Origin of the sequence: Ensifer sp. B1-9 (assembly GCF_050474445.1) — a bacterium.
GTDB lineage: Bacteria > Pseudomonadota > Alphaproteobacteria > Rhizobiales > Rhizobiaceae > Ensifer.
This window is the reverse complement of the sequence record NZ_JBCHVG010000007.1, coordinates 1-14,919: the sequence shown is the minus strand read 5'-3', so window position 1 is coordinate 14,919 and position 14,919 is coordinate 1. Positions and strand designations below refer to the sequence as shown.

General features: G+C 62.7%; 12 protein-coding genes and 1 riboswitch. Of the genes, 7 read left to right on the top strand and 5 right to left on the bottom strand.

The annotated features are described in order from the left end of the window. Positions 1 to 122 precede the first annotated feature (122 nt). The gene (locus ACQ5BM_RS14020) at positions 123 to 2,597 is read left to right on the top strand and encodes a DUF1217 domain-containing protein (RefSeq protein WP_429812088.1); all 2,475 of its coding nucleotides are present in this window, start codon (positions 123 to 125) and stop codon (positions 2,595 to 2,597) included. A 54-nt stretch (positions 2,598 to 2,651) separates the two neighbouring features. Here ACQ5BM_RS14020 and ACQ5BM_RS14015 read toward each other — a convergent pair whose 3' ends face one another. From ACQ5BM_RS14015 to ACQ5BM_RS14005, 3 genes are all read right to left on the bottom strand, one after another. Next, positions 2,652 to 4,088, bottom strand: coding sequence for an FAD-binding oxidoreductase (locus ACQ5BM_RS14015; RefSeq protein ID WP_429812085.1), 1,437 nt, complete (start codon positions 4,086 to 4,088; stop codon positions 2,652 to 2,654). A gap of 126 nt (positions 4,089 to 4,214) precedes the next feature. Next, entirely contained in the window at positions 4,215 to 5,189 is a 975-nt protein-coding gene (locus tag ACQ5BM_RS14010; protein WP_429812082.1) for an L-threonylcarbamoyladenylate synthase, read from the bottom strand. Positions 5,190 to 5,268: 79 nt separating this feature from the next. Beyond that, positions 5,269 to 5,868 (bottom strand): DUF6656 family protein, encoded by a 600-nt coding sequence (locus ACQ5BM_RS14005; RefSeq protein ID WP_429812079.1) that lies wholly within the window; start codon positions 5,866 to 5,868, stop codon positions 5,269 to 5,271. A 303-nt stretch (positions 5,869 to 6,171) separates the two neighbouring features. Next, positions 6,172 to 6,376, top strand: a riboswitch (cobalamin riboswitch). Between the two features lie 104 nt (positions 6,377 to 6,480). Between ACQ5BM_RS14005 and ACQ5BM_RS14000 the strand changes: the two genes are divergently transcribed. Next, the gene (locus ACQ5BM_RS14000; RefSeq protein ID WP_429812076.1) at positions 6,481 to 7,725 is read left to right on the top strand and encodes an aromatic ring-hydroxylating oxygenase subunit alpha; all 1,245 of its coding nucleotides are present in this window, start codon (positions 6,481 to 6,483) and stop codon (positions 7,723 to 7,725) included. Position 7,726: 1 nt separating this feature from the next. Then, entirely contained in the window at positions 7,727 to 8,821 is a 1,095-nt protein-coding gene (locus ACQ5BM_RS13995) for a 2Fe-2S iron-sulfur cluster-binding protein (protein ID WP_429812073.1), read from the top strand. A 5-nt stretch (positions 8,822 to 8,826) separates the two neighbouring features. On the opposite strand, the gene ACQ5BM_RS13990 is transcribed toward ACQ5BM_RS13995, so the two are convergent. Beyond that, complete coding sequence (locus ACQ5BM_RS13990) at positions 8,827 to 9,972, bottom strand: glycoside hydrolase family 25 protein (RefSeq protein WP_429812070.1); 1,146 nt, start codon at positions 9,970 to 9,972, stop codon at positions 8,827 to 8,829. A 79-nt stretch (positions 9,973 to 10,051) separates the two neighbouring features. On the opposite strand from ACQ5BM_RS13990, the gene ACQ5BM_RS13985 reads away from it, so the two are divergent. Beyond that, the gene (locus ACQ5BM_RS13985; protein ID WP_429812067.1) at positions 10,052 to 10,276 is read left to right on the top strand and encodes a hypothetical protein; all 225 of its coding nucleotides are present in this window, start codon (positions 10,052 to 10,054) and stop codon (positions 10,274 to 10,276) included. A 115-nt stretch (positions 10,277 to 10,391) separates the two neighbouring features. Continuing rightward, complete coding sequence (locus ACQ5BM_RS13980; protein ID WP_429812064.1) at positions 10,392 to 10,844, top strand: BA14K family protein; 453 nt, start codon at positions 10,392 to 10,394, stop codon at positions 10,842 to 10,844. A gap of 45 nt (positions 10,845 to 10,889) precedes the next feature. On the opposite strand, the gene ACQ5BM_RS13975 is transcribed toward ACQ5BM_RS13980, so the two are convergent. After that, positions 10,890 to 11,879: a transporter gene (locus ACQ5BM_RS13975; protein WP_429812061.1), complete on the bottom strand. Its 990-nt coding sequence runs from the start codon at positions 11,877 to 11,879 to the stop codon at positions 10,890 to 10,892. 292 nt (positions 11,880 to 12,171) lie between these two features. On the opposite strand from ACQ5BM_RS13975, the gene ACQ5BM_RS13970 reads away from it, so the two are divergent. Together ACQ5BM_RS13970 and ACQ5BM_RS13965 are read left to right on the top strand one after the other, a co-directional pair. Beyond that, the gene (locus ACQ5BM_RS13970; protein ID WP_429812058.1) at positions 12,172 to 13,953 is read left to right on the top strand and encodes an acyl-CoA dehydrogenase; all 1,782 of its coding nucleotides are present in this window, start codon (positions 12,172 to 12,174) and stop codon (positions 13,951 to 13,953) included. A gap of 11 nt (positions 13,954 to 13,964) precedes the next feature. Further along, on the top strand, positions 13,965 to 14,717 hold the full coding sequence (locus ACQ5BM_RS13965; RefSeq protein WP_429812055.1) for a crotonase/enoyl-CoA hydratase family protein: 753 nt from the start codon (positions 13,965 to 13,967) through the stop codon (positions 14,715 to 14,717). Positions 14,718 to 14,919: the final 202 nt, after the last annotated feature.

Sequence of the window (14,919 nt, the reverse complement as noted above, 5' to 3'; positions counted from 1 at the left end):
CGCACGCGGGCCGCCGGCCGTCGGCGAAAAGCCACACACAAGCCAGTGCTGCAATCATGACGCGTCAGAATTCTGTTTCGGGGATGGCTCGCCCACCCCATGGGTAACCGACGGGGCCAGGCATGGTATCGACCTATCTCGACTATAGTCGCATCACGCGTGATTTGCGCAGCAGCCTCAACCGTGTTGCCCAGCAGCCGCAGATCGCGCGCGAAGCCGAGTATTACCGGGAAAACATCGGCAGCGTGAAAACCGTCGACGAGTTCCTCGACGACTACCGGCTCTATTCCTACGCGATGAAGGCGCATGGCCTGGAGGACATGACCTATGCCAAGGCCTTCATGCGCAAGGTTCTGGAAAGCGACCTCAAGGACGACAACAGTTTCGCCAATCGTCTCACGGATGAACGCTACCGCAATTTTGCGCAGGCCTTCAACTTCAGTTCGGCAACCGCGGTGGCCCAAACCAACGCACAGCAGGATGCGCTGATCGGTCTCTACAACGACCGTATCGCCAATCTCGATACAGTCATGCGGCAGGAGATGGCCTATTTTGGCGCGGCCATGGATCTGGTCACCGATGTCGACCAGTTCCTGGGTAACGAAAAGCTGCGCAGCTTTGCCTTCACGGTGTTCGGACTGGACCCGAAGACATTCTCCTACACGGACGTTCGCAATGCGCTGACCAGCGATCCCGCGACGCTTACGGCCAACCAGACGGCCGCCAAGACCAGGATGACGGAGGCGACGAAGCAGCTGACGGACCTCGGGGCGCGCGATACCGCGCTTTCGCAGATCGCCAGCCTGACGGAGCAGCTGGCTGCTGCGCCCGATGCCGAGAAGCCGGCCATCCAGGCCAAGATCGACGAGCAGAACGCGATCGTGGCCGATCTCGACGCCAGGCTGCCACCGCGCGACCAGGCGCCCGCGCTTAAGGCGCAGCTCTCGCTGGAACTGACGACGCTCGACAGGCAGGTCCGCAGTCTCGATATCTATATCCAGCTCGCCTCGACGTTTAACTTCGATGCCGACGGCAGCGTGCCCGCCGGTGAGAAGGCAATCAGCGACGAAAAGAAGGCGCTGCTCAACGAAGCCTATGTCTTCCAGCGGCCTGGCGTCACGCCGTCGGGCGCCGCACGACTGACCGGCGCCGGGGCGTTGCTCAACAAGGAATACTATGAACAGAAGATCGGCAGCATCACCACGGTCTCGGACCTGGTCGGTGATAGCCGTCTTTTCAACTACATCGTCACGGCCTTCGGCTTGCCATCCGCGACGACGATGCCCTCTACGGTCGAGAACATCCTCACCAGCGACATCAACGACCCGGAGAGCTACGTGAACAAATATGGCGGCGAATACAACGCCGCCTACAAGAAGATGCTCGCCGCCTTCAACTTCCAGACCGACGGTACGCTGCAAGCCGGCAAGACCGCGCAGGATGCGGACCAGATGAAGACGACGTCCGACGAGTACATGGTGCGCTACAACGACAAGAGCGATGCCGAGGACGAAGCTCTGGTCAAGCGCTTCAAGCTGCAGATCGGCACGATGAAATCGGTCGACGAACTGCTCGCCAACAATGACATGAAGAAATTCATGCTGCGTGCCTTCGGCCTCGAAAACGAGGATCTGAGCACGCGAACGCTGAAGCGTATTCTGACCAGCGACCTGAACGATCCCAAGAGCTATGCCAACACGCTGCGCGATGAGCGCTACGTCAAGCTGGTAAAGGCATTCAACTTCAATCCGGACGGCACGCTCGGCGCACCGAAGCTGGCGCAGAGCGAAGCCGACATCATGAACACGGCCAAGGCCTATGTGATCGCCAAGTCCCGCTTCGGCACGGATGAAGAGAAGAAGGTCGCCAAGGATAAGGCGCAGGAGGAAGCCAAATACTACACCGCCGAGATCGAGAAGATCGAGACGCTCGACGCCTTTCTCGCGAACCGGCGTCTGGTCGATTTCGTTCTGGTCGGCGCCGGCATCGATCCGGAAACGGTTAAGACCGAATACCTCAAGGATATGTTCACGTCCGATCTCGACGATCCCAAGAGCTTCATCAATACCGATCCGAACGGGCTCAGATATCGCGAGATTGTCGCCTCTTTCAACTTCGACACAGCCGGTAAGATCGTCCGGGGCGAGGCCGGTCAGATCCAGACCCGGCGCGGGCTGATCACCACGGTCGACCTCTATCTCAATCAGTCGCTCGAGGAGTCGGAAGGCGCCGACAACGGTGGTGTTCGCCTGGCGCTCTATTTCAAGCGCAAGGCCCCGGAGATCAACACGGCCTACGATATCCTGGCCGAGACCGCCCTGTTCCAGGTTGTCAAGACGGCCTACAGCATGCCGGAGGGGCTGCAGAACGCCAAGATCGAGGCGCAGGCCGCGTATATCGAGCGCGTCATCGACATCAAGGATCTGCAGGATCCTGCGAAGCTCGGGAAGCTCCTGCAGCGGTTCACGGCGCTTTATGACGTCGAAAACAACACGGACGTTTCACCGGGGCTGGCGATCCTCAGCGGTAGCGGCGGTGGCGGCGTCAGCGCCGAGACGCTCCTGTCCCTCTCGCAATTACGCGCAGGTGGTCGCTGACACGGGTCGCCTGAAGTCCAGGTGCGTAAGCCTGCAGCATAAGACTGTCCGCAATCACCGATCCGCGCGCAACACCTTGTCAGGGTTCATGATGCCCGCCGGGTCGAAGGCATGCTTGATCCGCTGCATCAATTCGATCTCGATCGGTGCACGGATCTCCGCGAGCTCGTCGCGCTTCAACTGGCCGATGCCGTGCTCGGCCGAGATCGAGCCGTTGTACTTGAGAACGATGCCGTGGACGATCGCGTTGATCTCGCGCCAGCGATCGAGGAAGGCTTGTTTGTCGGCGCCGACCGGCTGCGAGATGTTGTAGTGGATGTTGCCGTCGCCCATGTGGCCGAAGGAGCAGATGCGCCCGCCGGGGATCGCCTTCATGACAGCGGCATCCGCCTCCTTCATGAAGGCGGGAATGCTGGAGATGGGCACCGAAACGTCGTGCTTGATCGAGCCGCCCTCGGGCTTCTGCGCCGGCGACATGCTTTCGCGCATATGCCACAGCGCCTTGCCTTGCGTCTCGTTGGCAGCGATCACGGCATTTTCGACGAGGCCGGCTGCAAATCCCTGTTCCAGGAGGTCGTTGACCATCCGCTCGGCGCTTTCGGCCGAATCGGAGGTGGAGATGTCGATCAGCACGTACCAGGGATGGACGGTTTCCAGCGGGTCGCGAACGCCGGGAATGTGTTTCGTCGTGAATTCGACGCCGAGCCGCGGCATGAGTTCGAAACCCGTCAGCGCCGGCCCGCAAAGACTGGAGGCCTTCTCGAAGAGGGCGAGCGCATGCTCGACGCTGCCGACACCGGCGAAAGCCACCTGGTGGCCGAGCGGTTTCGGAAAGAGCTTGAGCACGGCACCGGTGATGATGCCAAGGGTGCCCTCAGCGCCGATGAAGAGGTCGCGCAGGTCGTAGCCGGTGTTGTCCTTCTTCAGTCGGCGCAGCCCGTCCCAGATTTCGCCGGTCGGCAACACCACTTCGAGGCCGAGGCAGAGTTGGCGCATATTGCCATAGGCGAGCACCGCCGTGCCGCCGGCATTGGTGGAGAGATTGCCGCCGATGCGGGCGGAGCCTTCCGATCCGAGCGACAGCGGGAACAGACGATTGTGATCGTCCGCAGCCTTCTGGATGTCGGCGAGAATGCAGCCGGCGTCCGCCACGATCACGTTACCGACCGGATCGACGTCGCGCATCCGGTTCAGCCGTTCGAGCGAAAGCACGATGTCCGCCTTGCCTTCCCGTGGGATCTGGCCGGCGACATGGCCGGTATTGCCACCCTGCGGCACGATCGCCGTGCGGGTCGCGCTGGCGAGTTTCATGATGCGCGAGACCTCGTCGACCGAGCCGGGACGAAGCACCATCGGCGTCGTGCCGCGATAGAGGCCGCGGGATTCGACGAGATAGCGGGCCTTGTCCGCTTCGGCGGTGAGCGCATTGGCGCTGCCGACGATCTCGACGAAGGAGGCGATGAGTTCGGGGGAGGGAAGGGTCGTCGTCATGGGCCTGCCTTCATATGGCGCCTGCGCGCGCTATCGGACCGGTCGATCTGAAGACACGATCCTCGGTTCGTATCGACTGCGATCATAACCGCGATCGCGGTGCGGAGGAGATGCCGCACGCAAAGCTCATCCGCGCGGTGCCGCCGCCCGCTGCAGCCGATCGATGATCGCTTCTCCCAATCCTTCCGAAGGGATCGGCCCGAAGGCGATCGTCGCAGCCCCGCTGGCGTCCGCGCGCTTCATGTAGTCGAAGAGATTGGCTGCCGCTTCGCGAAGATTTCCGGTCGGGCTGAGATCGAGTATTACGGCCGCCTGTTCCTCGTTGGCGATCCGATCGCCACCGAAGCGGATCAGCGCCTCACCGCTGCGCACATCGGTGGCATCAAGCCTCACGGCAGCGCCCGGCGCGTAATGGGAGGCCAGCATGCCCGGCGCCTCGATCGTTGCGCCCGCCGTTTCCGGTCGGATCACCGGACGATCGAGCAGGCGCTCGATCTCGGCGGCAGCGAGACCGCCCGGGCGCAGCAGCCGGATCTCGTCGCCGTCGACCTTGATGATCGTGGACTCCAAGCCGATTTCGGCCGGGCCGGCATCGAGGATCAGCTTCAGTTTCTCGCCGAGATCGGCGTCGACATGGGCCGCACTGGTCGGGCTGATCTTGCCGGAGGTATTGGCGCTGGGCGCGGCGAGCGGTCGCCCGAACCGTGCGATCACCCGGCGCGAGAAGCCGTCGGGCATGCGGATGCCAAGCGTGTCGAGGCCGGCCGAGGCAAGCGCATGCACTGTGCTCTCAGGCCGCTGTGGCAGGATCAATGTCAGGGGGCCTGGCCAGAATGCTTCCGCCAGGCGTCGGGACACGGGGTCGAAGCGCACATGAGCCTCGGCCATGGCCATGTCGGAAACATGCGAGATCAGTGGATTGAAACGCGGTCGGCCCTTCATCTCGTAGATGCGGCTGATCGCATCGGGATTGGTGGCGTCGGCGGCAAGGCCATAGACGGTTTCGGTGGGAATGGCGACCGGCTCGCCTTCGGCAAGAACGGCGCAGGCGCGTTCGATTGCGCGGTACGGTTCAATGCCCGTGTCGATGATCTCTGCCATGCCGTTTCCTTTCCGACGCTTCCTTAGCGGACGTGCCGGGAAAACAGAACGATTTTCTTTGCGGGAAACGGTTACTGGCTCAGAGGCTGCGGATGATACGGCGCAGCGCGTCGTCCCGGGCACCCAGCATCAGCACGTTCTTGAGAGCAACCTTGGGGTCGTCGGTGCGAAAGAGCAGCCCGTTGTCGCGGACGTTGCGGTTGATGACCATCTGTCCGTCTTCGGCGTTCGGCTCGATCGCGACGGCAAAATACATGCGGGAATAGCCGCTCTGGATGCGGTCGAAGAAATGGGTCTCGTCACCAAGGTCGCTGAAGAAATTGGCGAAATAGAACGACCAGGTGATGTCCTTGGAAGGCGTGACCGCTGTCCGCGCCGCTGTCACATGGCAATAGCCGAGATGCGGCTTGCCGACGAGCGTGCGGTGGAAGATCAGCTTCGGGAACTGGATCGAGGCGTGAAAGCCGTTGATCCGCTTGTGCGTCGTGTCGCCGGCGGTCGCGAGCTTCTTGGCGGTTCTGTCCGCGACTTCCTCATAACTCAGATACCGTCGTTCGCCCGGCGCCCATTGCCGGCGATTGATCCTGCCGGTGCGCAGGAACTCGCTGTGAACCGCCGTCTTCGGCACGACGGCCGGCGGCTTCTCGGCCGCTGCGTCGTAATATCTGAATTTTGCCATGCGCCATCTGCCTGCCGGACATCTTCGTCCGCCGGCAAGCCTAGTGCCTTATGGTTAATGAAGGATTTCCTTTCGTTGGCGGAAGATGCGCCGGCACTTTCATAAAAATGTCGCAAACGGGCGAAGTCTTCCCGTGCCTGCGCCATATCGGCCGCGAAAAGTGGCATATGCCCAATATTTGATCTATCTATCTGTTTATAAATAGAAAAATTTTCGACTCCGGTTCAGAAGGATGGTTTCCACTGTGTCGTCATTCTGGAATTGGATGTCGCTATCCGGCGTCTGCCAGGGTGCCTTCCGCGCTTACATATCCTTGCTCAAGGTGTCGTCTTCCAAAAGGAAGGCGGAGAATTGGGAAGCCGGTCAAATCCCGGCGCTGCCCCCGCAACGGTGGTGGAGCGAAAGCCTCGGCAAAAAGCCACTGGACCGTTCCGTCCGGGAAGGCGCCGGGCTGGTCCGCAAAGGACGGCTCCTGAGCCCGGAAACCAGCCTTGACGGACATAACCGTAACGGGTTGCGGCGGGCAGCCGGATCGGAGCCTGAAACGCATGGGTGCACGCCCGTGCGGGTTCCTGTCCTGCCTCTCCGAAACATGGCGCATGAGGACAGGACATGGATACCAAGACCGATATGCTTCGCAAGCTGAAGGGCCGGCGTGACGGCTACAGCCTCGATCGGGCCTTCTACATCGATCCCGACTATTACCGGCAGGATCTGGAAAACATCTGGTACAAGGACTGGCTGTTCATCGGCCATGACTGCGAGATCCCGCGGGCCGGCAACTATTTCACCGTCCAGGTCGGCGATTTTCCCGTCGTCGTCACCCGTGATCGGCAGGGTACGATCCGCGCGCTCCACAATTCCTGCCGGCACCGCGGTTCCCGCGTCTGCACGCAGCACAAGGGGTCCTCGGCGAAGCTTGTCTGTCCCTACCATCAATGGACTTACGAACTCGATGGCTCGCTGCTCTTCGCGCGCCAGATGGGCGAGGACTTCGACAAGGCGGCCCACAGCCTGAAACCGATCCACTGCGAGACGGTCGGCGGCTACATCTTCATCAACCTGTCGGAGACACCGGCGAATTTCGCGGCCTTCCGTGAACTGGTCACCCCCTATCTCGCTCCGCACCGGCTTGGGGAGACCAAGGTTGCCTTCGAAAGCACCATCATCGAGAAGGGCAACTGGAAGCTCGTCTGGGAAAACAACCGCGAGTGCTACCATTGCGCCGCCAATCACCCCGAACTCTGCCGCACCTATCCGGAAGCGCCGACCGCGACCGGGGTGCAGGGCGCCAAGGACGATCCGGTGATTGCCGCCCATTGGGCGAAATGCGAGGCAGGGGGCCTGCCGAGCGAGTTCCGGATGTCGCCGACCGGCCAGTTCCGCGCCGCGCGCATGCCGCTGGTCGATGATGCCGAAAGCTATACCATGTCGGGTGCGCCAGCAGTCAAAAGGGCGCTGTCGGCCGATGTCCGGCAGAAGCAGATCGGCACGCTCCTGATGTTCCATTACCCGACCACCTGGAACCATGTGCTTTCCGATCACGCCATCACCTTCCGCGTGCTGCCGCTCGGGCCGGAGCTCACGCAAGTGACGACGAAGTGGCTGGTCAACAAGGATGCGGTCGAAGGCGTCGACTATACACTCGATGACCTGACCCATGTCTGGACCGAGACCAACGACCAGGATCGCCAGATCGTCGAGGAAAACGCCTTCGGCATCCGCTCGCCGGCCTATGAATCCGGCCCCTATTCGCCGGAGCATGAAGGCGGCGTGATGCAGTTCGTCGAGTGGTACTGCAAGTTCATGGAGCAGCGCCTCGAGGGCGATGCGGCTCCGTTGTCGAAGGTCGCCTGACATGCAGATGGCACCCTCCTTCCACCATTTCGACGAACTGCATGTCTGGATCGACCGGCAGCAGATGCTCGAATGCACGTCGGCGGTCGTCGAGACCGCCGACGTCATGACCTTCACCTTCCGCGCGGGGAAGCCAGCCTGGTTTCGTTACCTGCCCGGCCAGTTCGTGACGCTCGAACTGCCGGTCGCGGACGAACCGGTCATGCGCACCTATACCCTGTCGTCGACGCCATCGCGGCCGCTCTCGATCGCGGTCACGGTGAAGGCACAGGCCGACAGCATCGGCACCCGCTGGATGTTCGACCATCTCAAGCCCGGCATGAAGCTGAGGGCCTTCGGGCCGCTCGGCGATTTCAGCTTCGTCCGCCATCCGGGCGACAAGTACCTGTTCATCTCGGCCGGCTCCGGCATCACTCCGATGATGTCGATGACCCGCTGGATGGCGGATTGCGTGCCGGAGACGGACGTCACCTTCATCTCCTGCGCCCGTCGGCCGGAGGATCTTTTGTTCCGCTCGGAGCTCGAGGTCCTGGCAACGCAGATGTCCGGGCTGAACCTCGGCTTCATCGTCGAGGGACATGAGGCGCGCCACGGTTGGCATGGCCTGCGTGGCCGCATCGACGGTGCCAAGTTGCCGTTGCTCGCTCCCGACTTCCTGGAACGTACGGTGTTCTGCTGCGGGCCGGAACCCTTCATGCGCGGTGTGCGCGAGATGCTGAAGGCAGCCAGCTTCGACATGAGCCGCTATCACGAGGAGAGCTTCCAGCCGGCGGCCGCGCCTGCTGCGGAAGAAATCGCCGTGCGCGCTGGTATCGGCGATGACGGCGAGGGCCAGGTGGCCAAGGTTGCCTTCACCATGAGCGGCAAGGAAGTGGTGGCAAAGCCCGGCCAGACGATCCTGCAGACGGCCCGCGCCAACGGTGTGCGGATCGGTGCTGCCTGCGAGGGCGGCATCTGCGGCACCTGCCGTGTGATGAAGGTCGCAGGCGAGGTCGAGATGAGCCACAATGGCGGCATTCTCGATGACGAGATCGACGAGGGCTACATCCTCGCCTGCTGCTCGCGGCCGCTGGGAGATGTCCAGATCGAAGCCTGAAGGGGCTAGGGCGTGCTACAGGGCGGTGGCTGGGCGGTGGCGAGCCCTGGGCTGCCGGCCGATGGCTTGGGGCATCCGCCCTGCGCGGCGTCATCGGCCGCGACTGCCACCTGCAGGGCGCGCTCGTGGCGGGCGAAATCGATCGACCCGGTCACCAGCATGTCGACGCTGCTGCCGGCGCTGCTCGTGGCGCCGGCACGGCTGACGAGCAGCGGCTCGCCAAGCGTTGCGGCCGCCCGTGCGACCGCGTGCACTCCGGTCCCTTGCGCAGCTTGCGCGACGAGGGTGATCGGCATTGGTTTTTCCGGCAGCAACGCGCCTTGCGCCCAGATCGCCTTCAGCGCCAGCGGCGACATCGCTGCGACGTTCACGTCGATGTCGTCCAAGGTGCCGGGCACACGATAGGGACAGCGCCGCTTACCGCAATTGACGCCGGAGGAGAACTGCCACAGCGCATAGCTGTCCCAGTTGCCCATCGGGAAGACCTGGCGGATATCCGGCTTGTAGCGCGCATACCAGAGCGGCAGGCGCGATAGCAGCCGGTGCTTGGCGCGGTGCGTGGCGATGTATTGGGCCGTGATGTGGTTTGTATAGAGGATCGGATAGCGTCCCGTCCGGGTCTTGATGTGGCCGGCGAAGATGGCGGCATCCTCGAGCGACATGTATTTGTCGGGATCGATGCCTTCGAGATCGAGAACCATCAGTTCGTCGTCGCGCGGCTCGGCGTAGTCGAGGAAGTGGTTCGCCTGGTCCACGGGGTTGCCGGGACGGGCGAGATGGTAGGCGCCCCATAGCAGCCCGTGCGAACGGGCGATCATGCGCCGGGTCTGGTAGAGCTCGCGGCTGACGGCGTATTTGCGCCACATGGTCTTGCAGTGGTTGAAGGTGTCGCCATTGTGGTCGCCGGTGCAGGAGAAGCTCTCCGGCAAACCGTCGGAGGCCTTGGCGATGAAGCCGGAGATGCGCTTGTCGGCGAGCATGACTTCCCAGTCGATGCTGTTCATTTCATAGGCGTCGACGATGATGGAATTCGACTTTGTCTTCCAGGGTTCCAGTTCACCGGCGCGTGCGGTCGCCGCCGCGAAAATCAGACCCAGGAAGGTCGCGAGGCGCAGAATCATCCCTGTGGTGGAGATATACCGCTTAGCCATTCTCTGAGATTGCCGACAGTATCGTTAATGCATCGTAAATCTCAGCCCCCGAGCAGGACTGTGCTGGAGCGACGCGTGAATGTATACCGACCTCCGGCTGTATATGAGCAATATCTTGCATAATATTGGTGTGTCGCAAGAGGGCGTGGATGCCGGCAGACCGATCAACACGTGGATCGAGACCGTCGCTGTTACCGGCCTGCCGCTGGCGATCTCCTGTGCGGGAGCGTGGGCCGCGACGCCTGAATATGGAACAAAACCGGTGGCTTACACGTTGCTCGGGGGTTTTGGGTTTCCCGGCTGAGGGGCGTCCCCCGGTTTTGCAACGATCCGGGAGAAATCATGCAGAGGCTGAAGGTGCCGCGGTTGCCCAATTTCTCGGTGAACTGCGGAGCGTGGATTCGGTTTTGGAGGTTTCGATGAAGATTTTTCTGCAGACCGGGAAGAGCCGGTGGTTTTCTTCGATCATTACCGCGGCAGTCCTGATGACGTCCGCGGCCCCGTCGCAGGCGTTCATGCCGGCGCCGACGCGCATCGAACGGCAGGCCGATGCGACGAACGTTCAGTATCGCCGGCCGGGCTATGAACGCCGCGGCAACTATTACTACTACAACGGCTATCGCGGTTATCGCTACCATCGCCCGGGCTATCGCTACTATGACGGTTGGTGGTACCCGATGGCTGCCTTCGGTGCCGGCGTGATCATCGGCGGGGCGATCGCCCAGCCGCCACGCTACGAGCGTCCTGCTGCCGGCTATGGCAACCGTCATGTGCAGTGGTGCTATGACCGTTACCGTTCCTACAGGGCCTACGACAATACCTACCAGCCCTATGGCGGCCCGCGCCGGCAATGCTACTCGCCTTATAGCTAAGGGTGAGCGGGCCGGGGCTTCCGCTTCCGGCCCTTCCTCGCAGGCTCACAGAATCCCGATCCGCCTCAGGATCCACCAGGCAAAGCCCATGGAGAGCCCGATGAACAGCGCCGCATAGAGCGTGCCGGTGCCATCGGCGAAGGGCAGCGCCCCGGTATTCATGCCGAAGAAGCCGGTGACGAGCGTCGGCGGCAGCAGGAAAGCGGTCATCAGCGACAGGATGTAAAGGTGCCGGTTGGTTTCCGAGGAAATCTTGCTGTCGATCTCCTCGTGCAGCAGACGCGCCCGTTCCTGCAGGGCGAAGACGTCGCGGTCAACCGTTTCGAGCCGGTCTGAAAGCCGCTCGGCGGCATCGATGAAACCGGGCGGCACCTCGTCTTCGTCCGAGGCGGCAGCCCGTCTCAGCAAGGCCAGGATCGTGCGCAAATGGCGATGAAGCCGCACGACCGTACGGCGCAGCGGCGCGAGGCCCGGCTGCTGTCGATGCCCCGCTTCGCCATAGACGTGATCCTCGATGACGTTCAGATCCTCGGTCAGTTCCAGAACCAGCGAGATCAAAGTGCGCTGGAATTCGATCACGATCATCTCGAAGAGATCGATCGGGCGGGCGCATTTCGCGCTCTTCTCGACCGCTGCCTTGACGCGATCGATGCTGCGCAGCGGATGCAGACGCGTGGTGATGATGATCCTGTCGCTGACGGCGAAATGCAGCCAGCCGATCGTCTTGGTCACTGCGTCGAAGGTGCGCTCGAAGTCGACGAGCGTCCCGTGTACGATATCGTCCGAAACCGTAATCGCGGCCTGCGTGTCGTGGCTGGTCAGCGTCGCGACCGCGAGCGGCGGAAGGTTGCCGATCCGCTCGATCAAGGCAGGTGTGCGTGCGTCGGAGAGCGCCAGATGAACCCAGACCCATCCTTCGCCGGCAAGCAGGCTGTCGATCGAAGCGTCGGTGGCGATACGCCGGCAGCGGCTTTCGCCGGGCAGAAAGCGATAGGCCCATACGATGCCGGGTATTTCGGGGGAAATCAGGTTCATCGGAATGCCTTGGCAGGGGCCTACCGCATGTTCCCTTAAATCGCCACCGATTTAAGGGAGAAAACATGCGGCCATTCAAAATGCTACAGCGACCTTAGCGCGTCTTACCAAGACGCGCGGCGCTGTATGCCTTGGCTTCTATGCCCGGTTGATGACAGTTTTGTTACAGGTGAGCATGACGCCGTGTCCGCGCACAGGGGCAGGAATTGACGTTGACGTTTACGTAAAAATCAATAGTGTTCGGCGCAACGAGGATGCGCTCTGCGCGACCTGGCCATCTGGGAGGATCATCATGTACAAGGCACCCGTCGACGAGATTGCGTTCACGCTGAAACACGTGGCAGGCATGAGCGACGCGCTGCAATCGGGCGCCCTTGGCGACCTCGGCGAAGACCTGGTCGATGCCATCCTTTCCGAAGCCGGCCGATTCGCGACGGAGGAGGTGGCACCTCTCGGCGATATCGGCGACCGTCAGGGTTCGCGCCTCGTCGAAGGCAAGGTGGAGACGCCGGACGGCTGGCGCGACCTCTACCACAATTGGATCGGCGGCGGCTGGAACGGCCTGACGGCGCCGGAAGAATTCGGCGGCCAGAACCTGCCGCATATGCTGCATGTTGCCGCCATGGAAATGTGGAACGCCGGTTCCATGGCCTTCGCGCTCGGCCCGACGCTTACCATGGGCGCGATCGAGGCATTGGAGAAGCATGGCTCCGACGCGCTGAAGGCCACCTATCTGCCGAAGATGGTTTCCGGCGAATGGACCGGCACGATGAACCTGACCGAGCCGCATGCCGGTTCCGACCTCGGCGTCCTGAAGACCCGCGCCGAGCGCCGCGATGACGGCACCTACCGCATCTTCGGCCAGAAGATCTTCATCACCTGGGGCGAGCACGACTTCACCGACAATATCGTCCATCTGGTGCTGGCGCGGCTTCCCGATGCGCCGGCCGGCACCAAGGGCATCTCGCTCTTCCTGGTGCCGAAATTCCTGGTCAGGGCCGATGGTTCGCTCGGCGACCGCAACGATCTCTTCTGCCATTCGCTTGAGCACAAGCTCGGCATCCATGGTTCGCCGACCTGCACCATGATCTATGGCGATGGCAAGTTCGGCGCCGAGAAGGGCGCGATCGGCTACCTGATCGGCGAGGAAAATCGCGGTCTTGCCTGCATGTTCACCATGATGAACAACGCCCGGCTCGCCGTCGGCATGCAGGGTGTCGCCATTGCCGACGCCGCGACGCAGAAGGCGATTGCCTTCGCCAAGGAGCGCACCCAGGGCAAGGCGCCGGGCTGGACGGGGCAGGGCATGAGCCCGATCATCGAGCATCCCGACGTCGCCCGCACGCTTCTGACGATGAAGGCGCTGACGCAAGGCTCGCGCGCGATCTCCTATGCCTGCGCCCATGCCGTCGACATGGCGCATGCGGCCGAAGGCGAGAAGGCGAAATACTGGCAGGAGCGTTCCAGCCTGCTGACGCCGATTGCCAAGTCGTTTTCGACCGACGCCGGCGTCGACGTCGCCTCGATGGGCATCCAGGTCCATGGCGGCATGGGCTTCATCGAGGAAACCGGTGCCGCGCGCTACCTGCGCGATGCCCGCATCGCGCCGATCTACGAGGGCACCAACGGCATCCAGGCGATCGATCTCGTCACCCGCAAGCTGCCGCTTTCCGACGGCGCCCATGTCCGCGGCTTCATCGGCGACCTGCGCGAAATCGCGTCTGCCGTGCGCGCTTCGAACCGGAGCGGTTTCGGCGAGACGGCCGCGCGTCTCGATGCGTCGCTGGATGATCTGTCGACTGCGACCGAGTGGCTCATCGCCGCCGTCGCCGACGGCAGGCTCGCCGAAGCATTGGCCGGCGCCACGGCCTATCAGCGCCTGTTCGGCCTGGCGCTGACGGGTGCCTATCTCGCAAAGGGTGGTCTGGCTGAAGTGAGCGATGGCAAGGAAGACCAGCGCATCGCGCTCTGCCGCTTCACGGCGGAAAACCTTCTGGCGGAAACCGCTGCGCTGAAGGATCGTGTCGTCAACGGCGCCGACAGCCTGTCCGTCGCCCGCGCCGTTCTGGCTTGAGAGGAATATCCATGACCGACCACGTCCTCATCGAACGGCCGGAAACCTATCCCGGCGTCCAGGTGATCCGCTTCAACCGGCCGGAGAAGAAGAACGCCATCACCCGCGACATGTACGCGAAGATGACCAATGCGCTGACGGTCGCCTCAAGCGACCCGGCCGTACGCGCCACCGTCTTCCTCGGCACCGATGGCTGTTTCTCCGCCGGCAACGACATGGCGGATTTCCTCGCCTTCGCCATGGGCGGTTCCATGGGCATGGAGGTGATCGAGTTCCTGAAGGCGCTGGCGACTGCGACCAAGCCTGTCGTCTCGGGCGTCGACGGGCTGGCAATCGGCATCGGCACGACCATCCATCTCCATTGCGACCTGACGGTCTCGTCCGAGCGTTCGGTGTTCAAGACGCCCTTCGTCGATCTGGCGCTGGTGCCGGAAGCAGCGTCCAGCCTGATCGCGCCGCGCATCATGGGCCACCAGCGGGCCTTTGCGCTGCTTGCCGCCGGCGAGCCTCTGACGGCCCGCGAGGCGCTGGAAGCTGGCTTGATTTGGAAGGTCGTCGCCCAGGATGCCGTCGAAGGGGAGACGTTGGCGCTTGCCGCCCGTCTGGCCAAGAAGCCGCCGGAGGCGCTTCGCATCGCCCGCGACCTCGTCCGCGGCGACCGCAGCGACGTTCTTGCGCGTATCGACGAGGAAGCCAAGCACTTTGCGGCGCAGTTGCAGAGCGCCGAGGCGCGTGCGGCCTTTGAGGCCTTCATGCGCCGCTAACGCATTCGCTCTGTGCATTGCGAGGCGAGATATGGGTGCCGCATGGCACCCATTTTGCGTTCGGGGGCGTTATCCTAGATGTTTGATCCCAGGCTTTGATGGGGCATCCTTATCTTCCGAATCAAAGGATGCGCTATGGGCCAGGTTCTTCATGGGAGCGCCACGACGACAGAGGCGGTCCGTCGAGCGATACAACATAGTC

Excerpts from the sequence above, each read along its gene's own strand:
- ACQ5BM_RS13975 (WP_429812061.1), bottom strand. The coding sequence starts at position 11,879 with ATGAACCTGATTTCCCCCGAAATACCCGGCATCGTATGGGCCTATCGC.
- ACQ5BM_RS14005 (WP_429812079.1), bottom strand. The coding sequence starts at position 5,868 with ATGGCAAAATTCAGATATTACGACGCAGCGGCCGAGAAGCCGCCGGCC.
- ACQ5BM_RS14000 (WP_429812076.1), top strand. The coding sequence starts at position 6,481 with ATGGATACCAAGACCGATATGCTTCGCAAGCTGAAGGGCCGGCGTGAC.
- ACQ5BM_RS13985 (WP_429812067.1), top strand. The coding sequence starts at position 10,052 with ATGTATACCGACCTCCGGCTGTATATGAGCAATATCTTGCATAATATT.
- ACQ5BM_RS14020 (WP_429812088.1), top strand. The coding sequence starts at position 123 with ATGGTATCGACCTATCTCGACTATAGTCGCATCACGCGTGATTTGCGC.
- ACQ5BM_RS13995 (WP_429812073.1), top strand. The coding sequence starts at position 7,727 with ATGCAGATGGCACCCTCCTTCCACCATTTCGACGAACTGCATGTCTGG.
- ACQ5BM_RS13980 (WP_429812064.1), top strand. The coding sequence starts at position 10,392 with ATGAAGATTTTTCTGCAGACCGGGAAGAGCCGGTGGTTTTCTTCGATC.
- ACQ5BM_RS14010 (WP_429812082.1), bottom strand. The coding sequence starts at position 5,189 with ATGGCAGAGATCATCGACACGGGCATTGAACCGTACCGCGCAATCGAA.
- ACQ5BM_RS14015 (WP_429812085.1), bottom strand. The coding sequence starts at position 4,088 with ATGACGACGACCCTTCCCTCCCCCGAACTCATCGCCTCCTTCGTCGAG.
- ACQ5BM_RS13965 (WP_429812055.1), top strand. The coding sequence starts at position 13,965 with ATGACCGACCACGTCCTCATCGAACGGCCGGAAACCTATCCCGGCGTC.
- ACQ5BM_RS13970 (WP_429812058.1), top strand. The coding sequence starts at position 12,172 with ATGTACAAGGCACCCGTCGACGAGATTGCGTTCACGCTGAAACACGTG.
- ACQ5BM_RS13990 (WP_429812070.1), bottom strand. The coding sequence starts at position 9,972 with ATGGCTAAGCGGTATATCTCCACCACAGGGATGATTCTGCGCCTCGCG.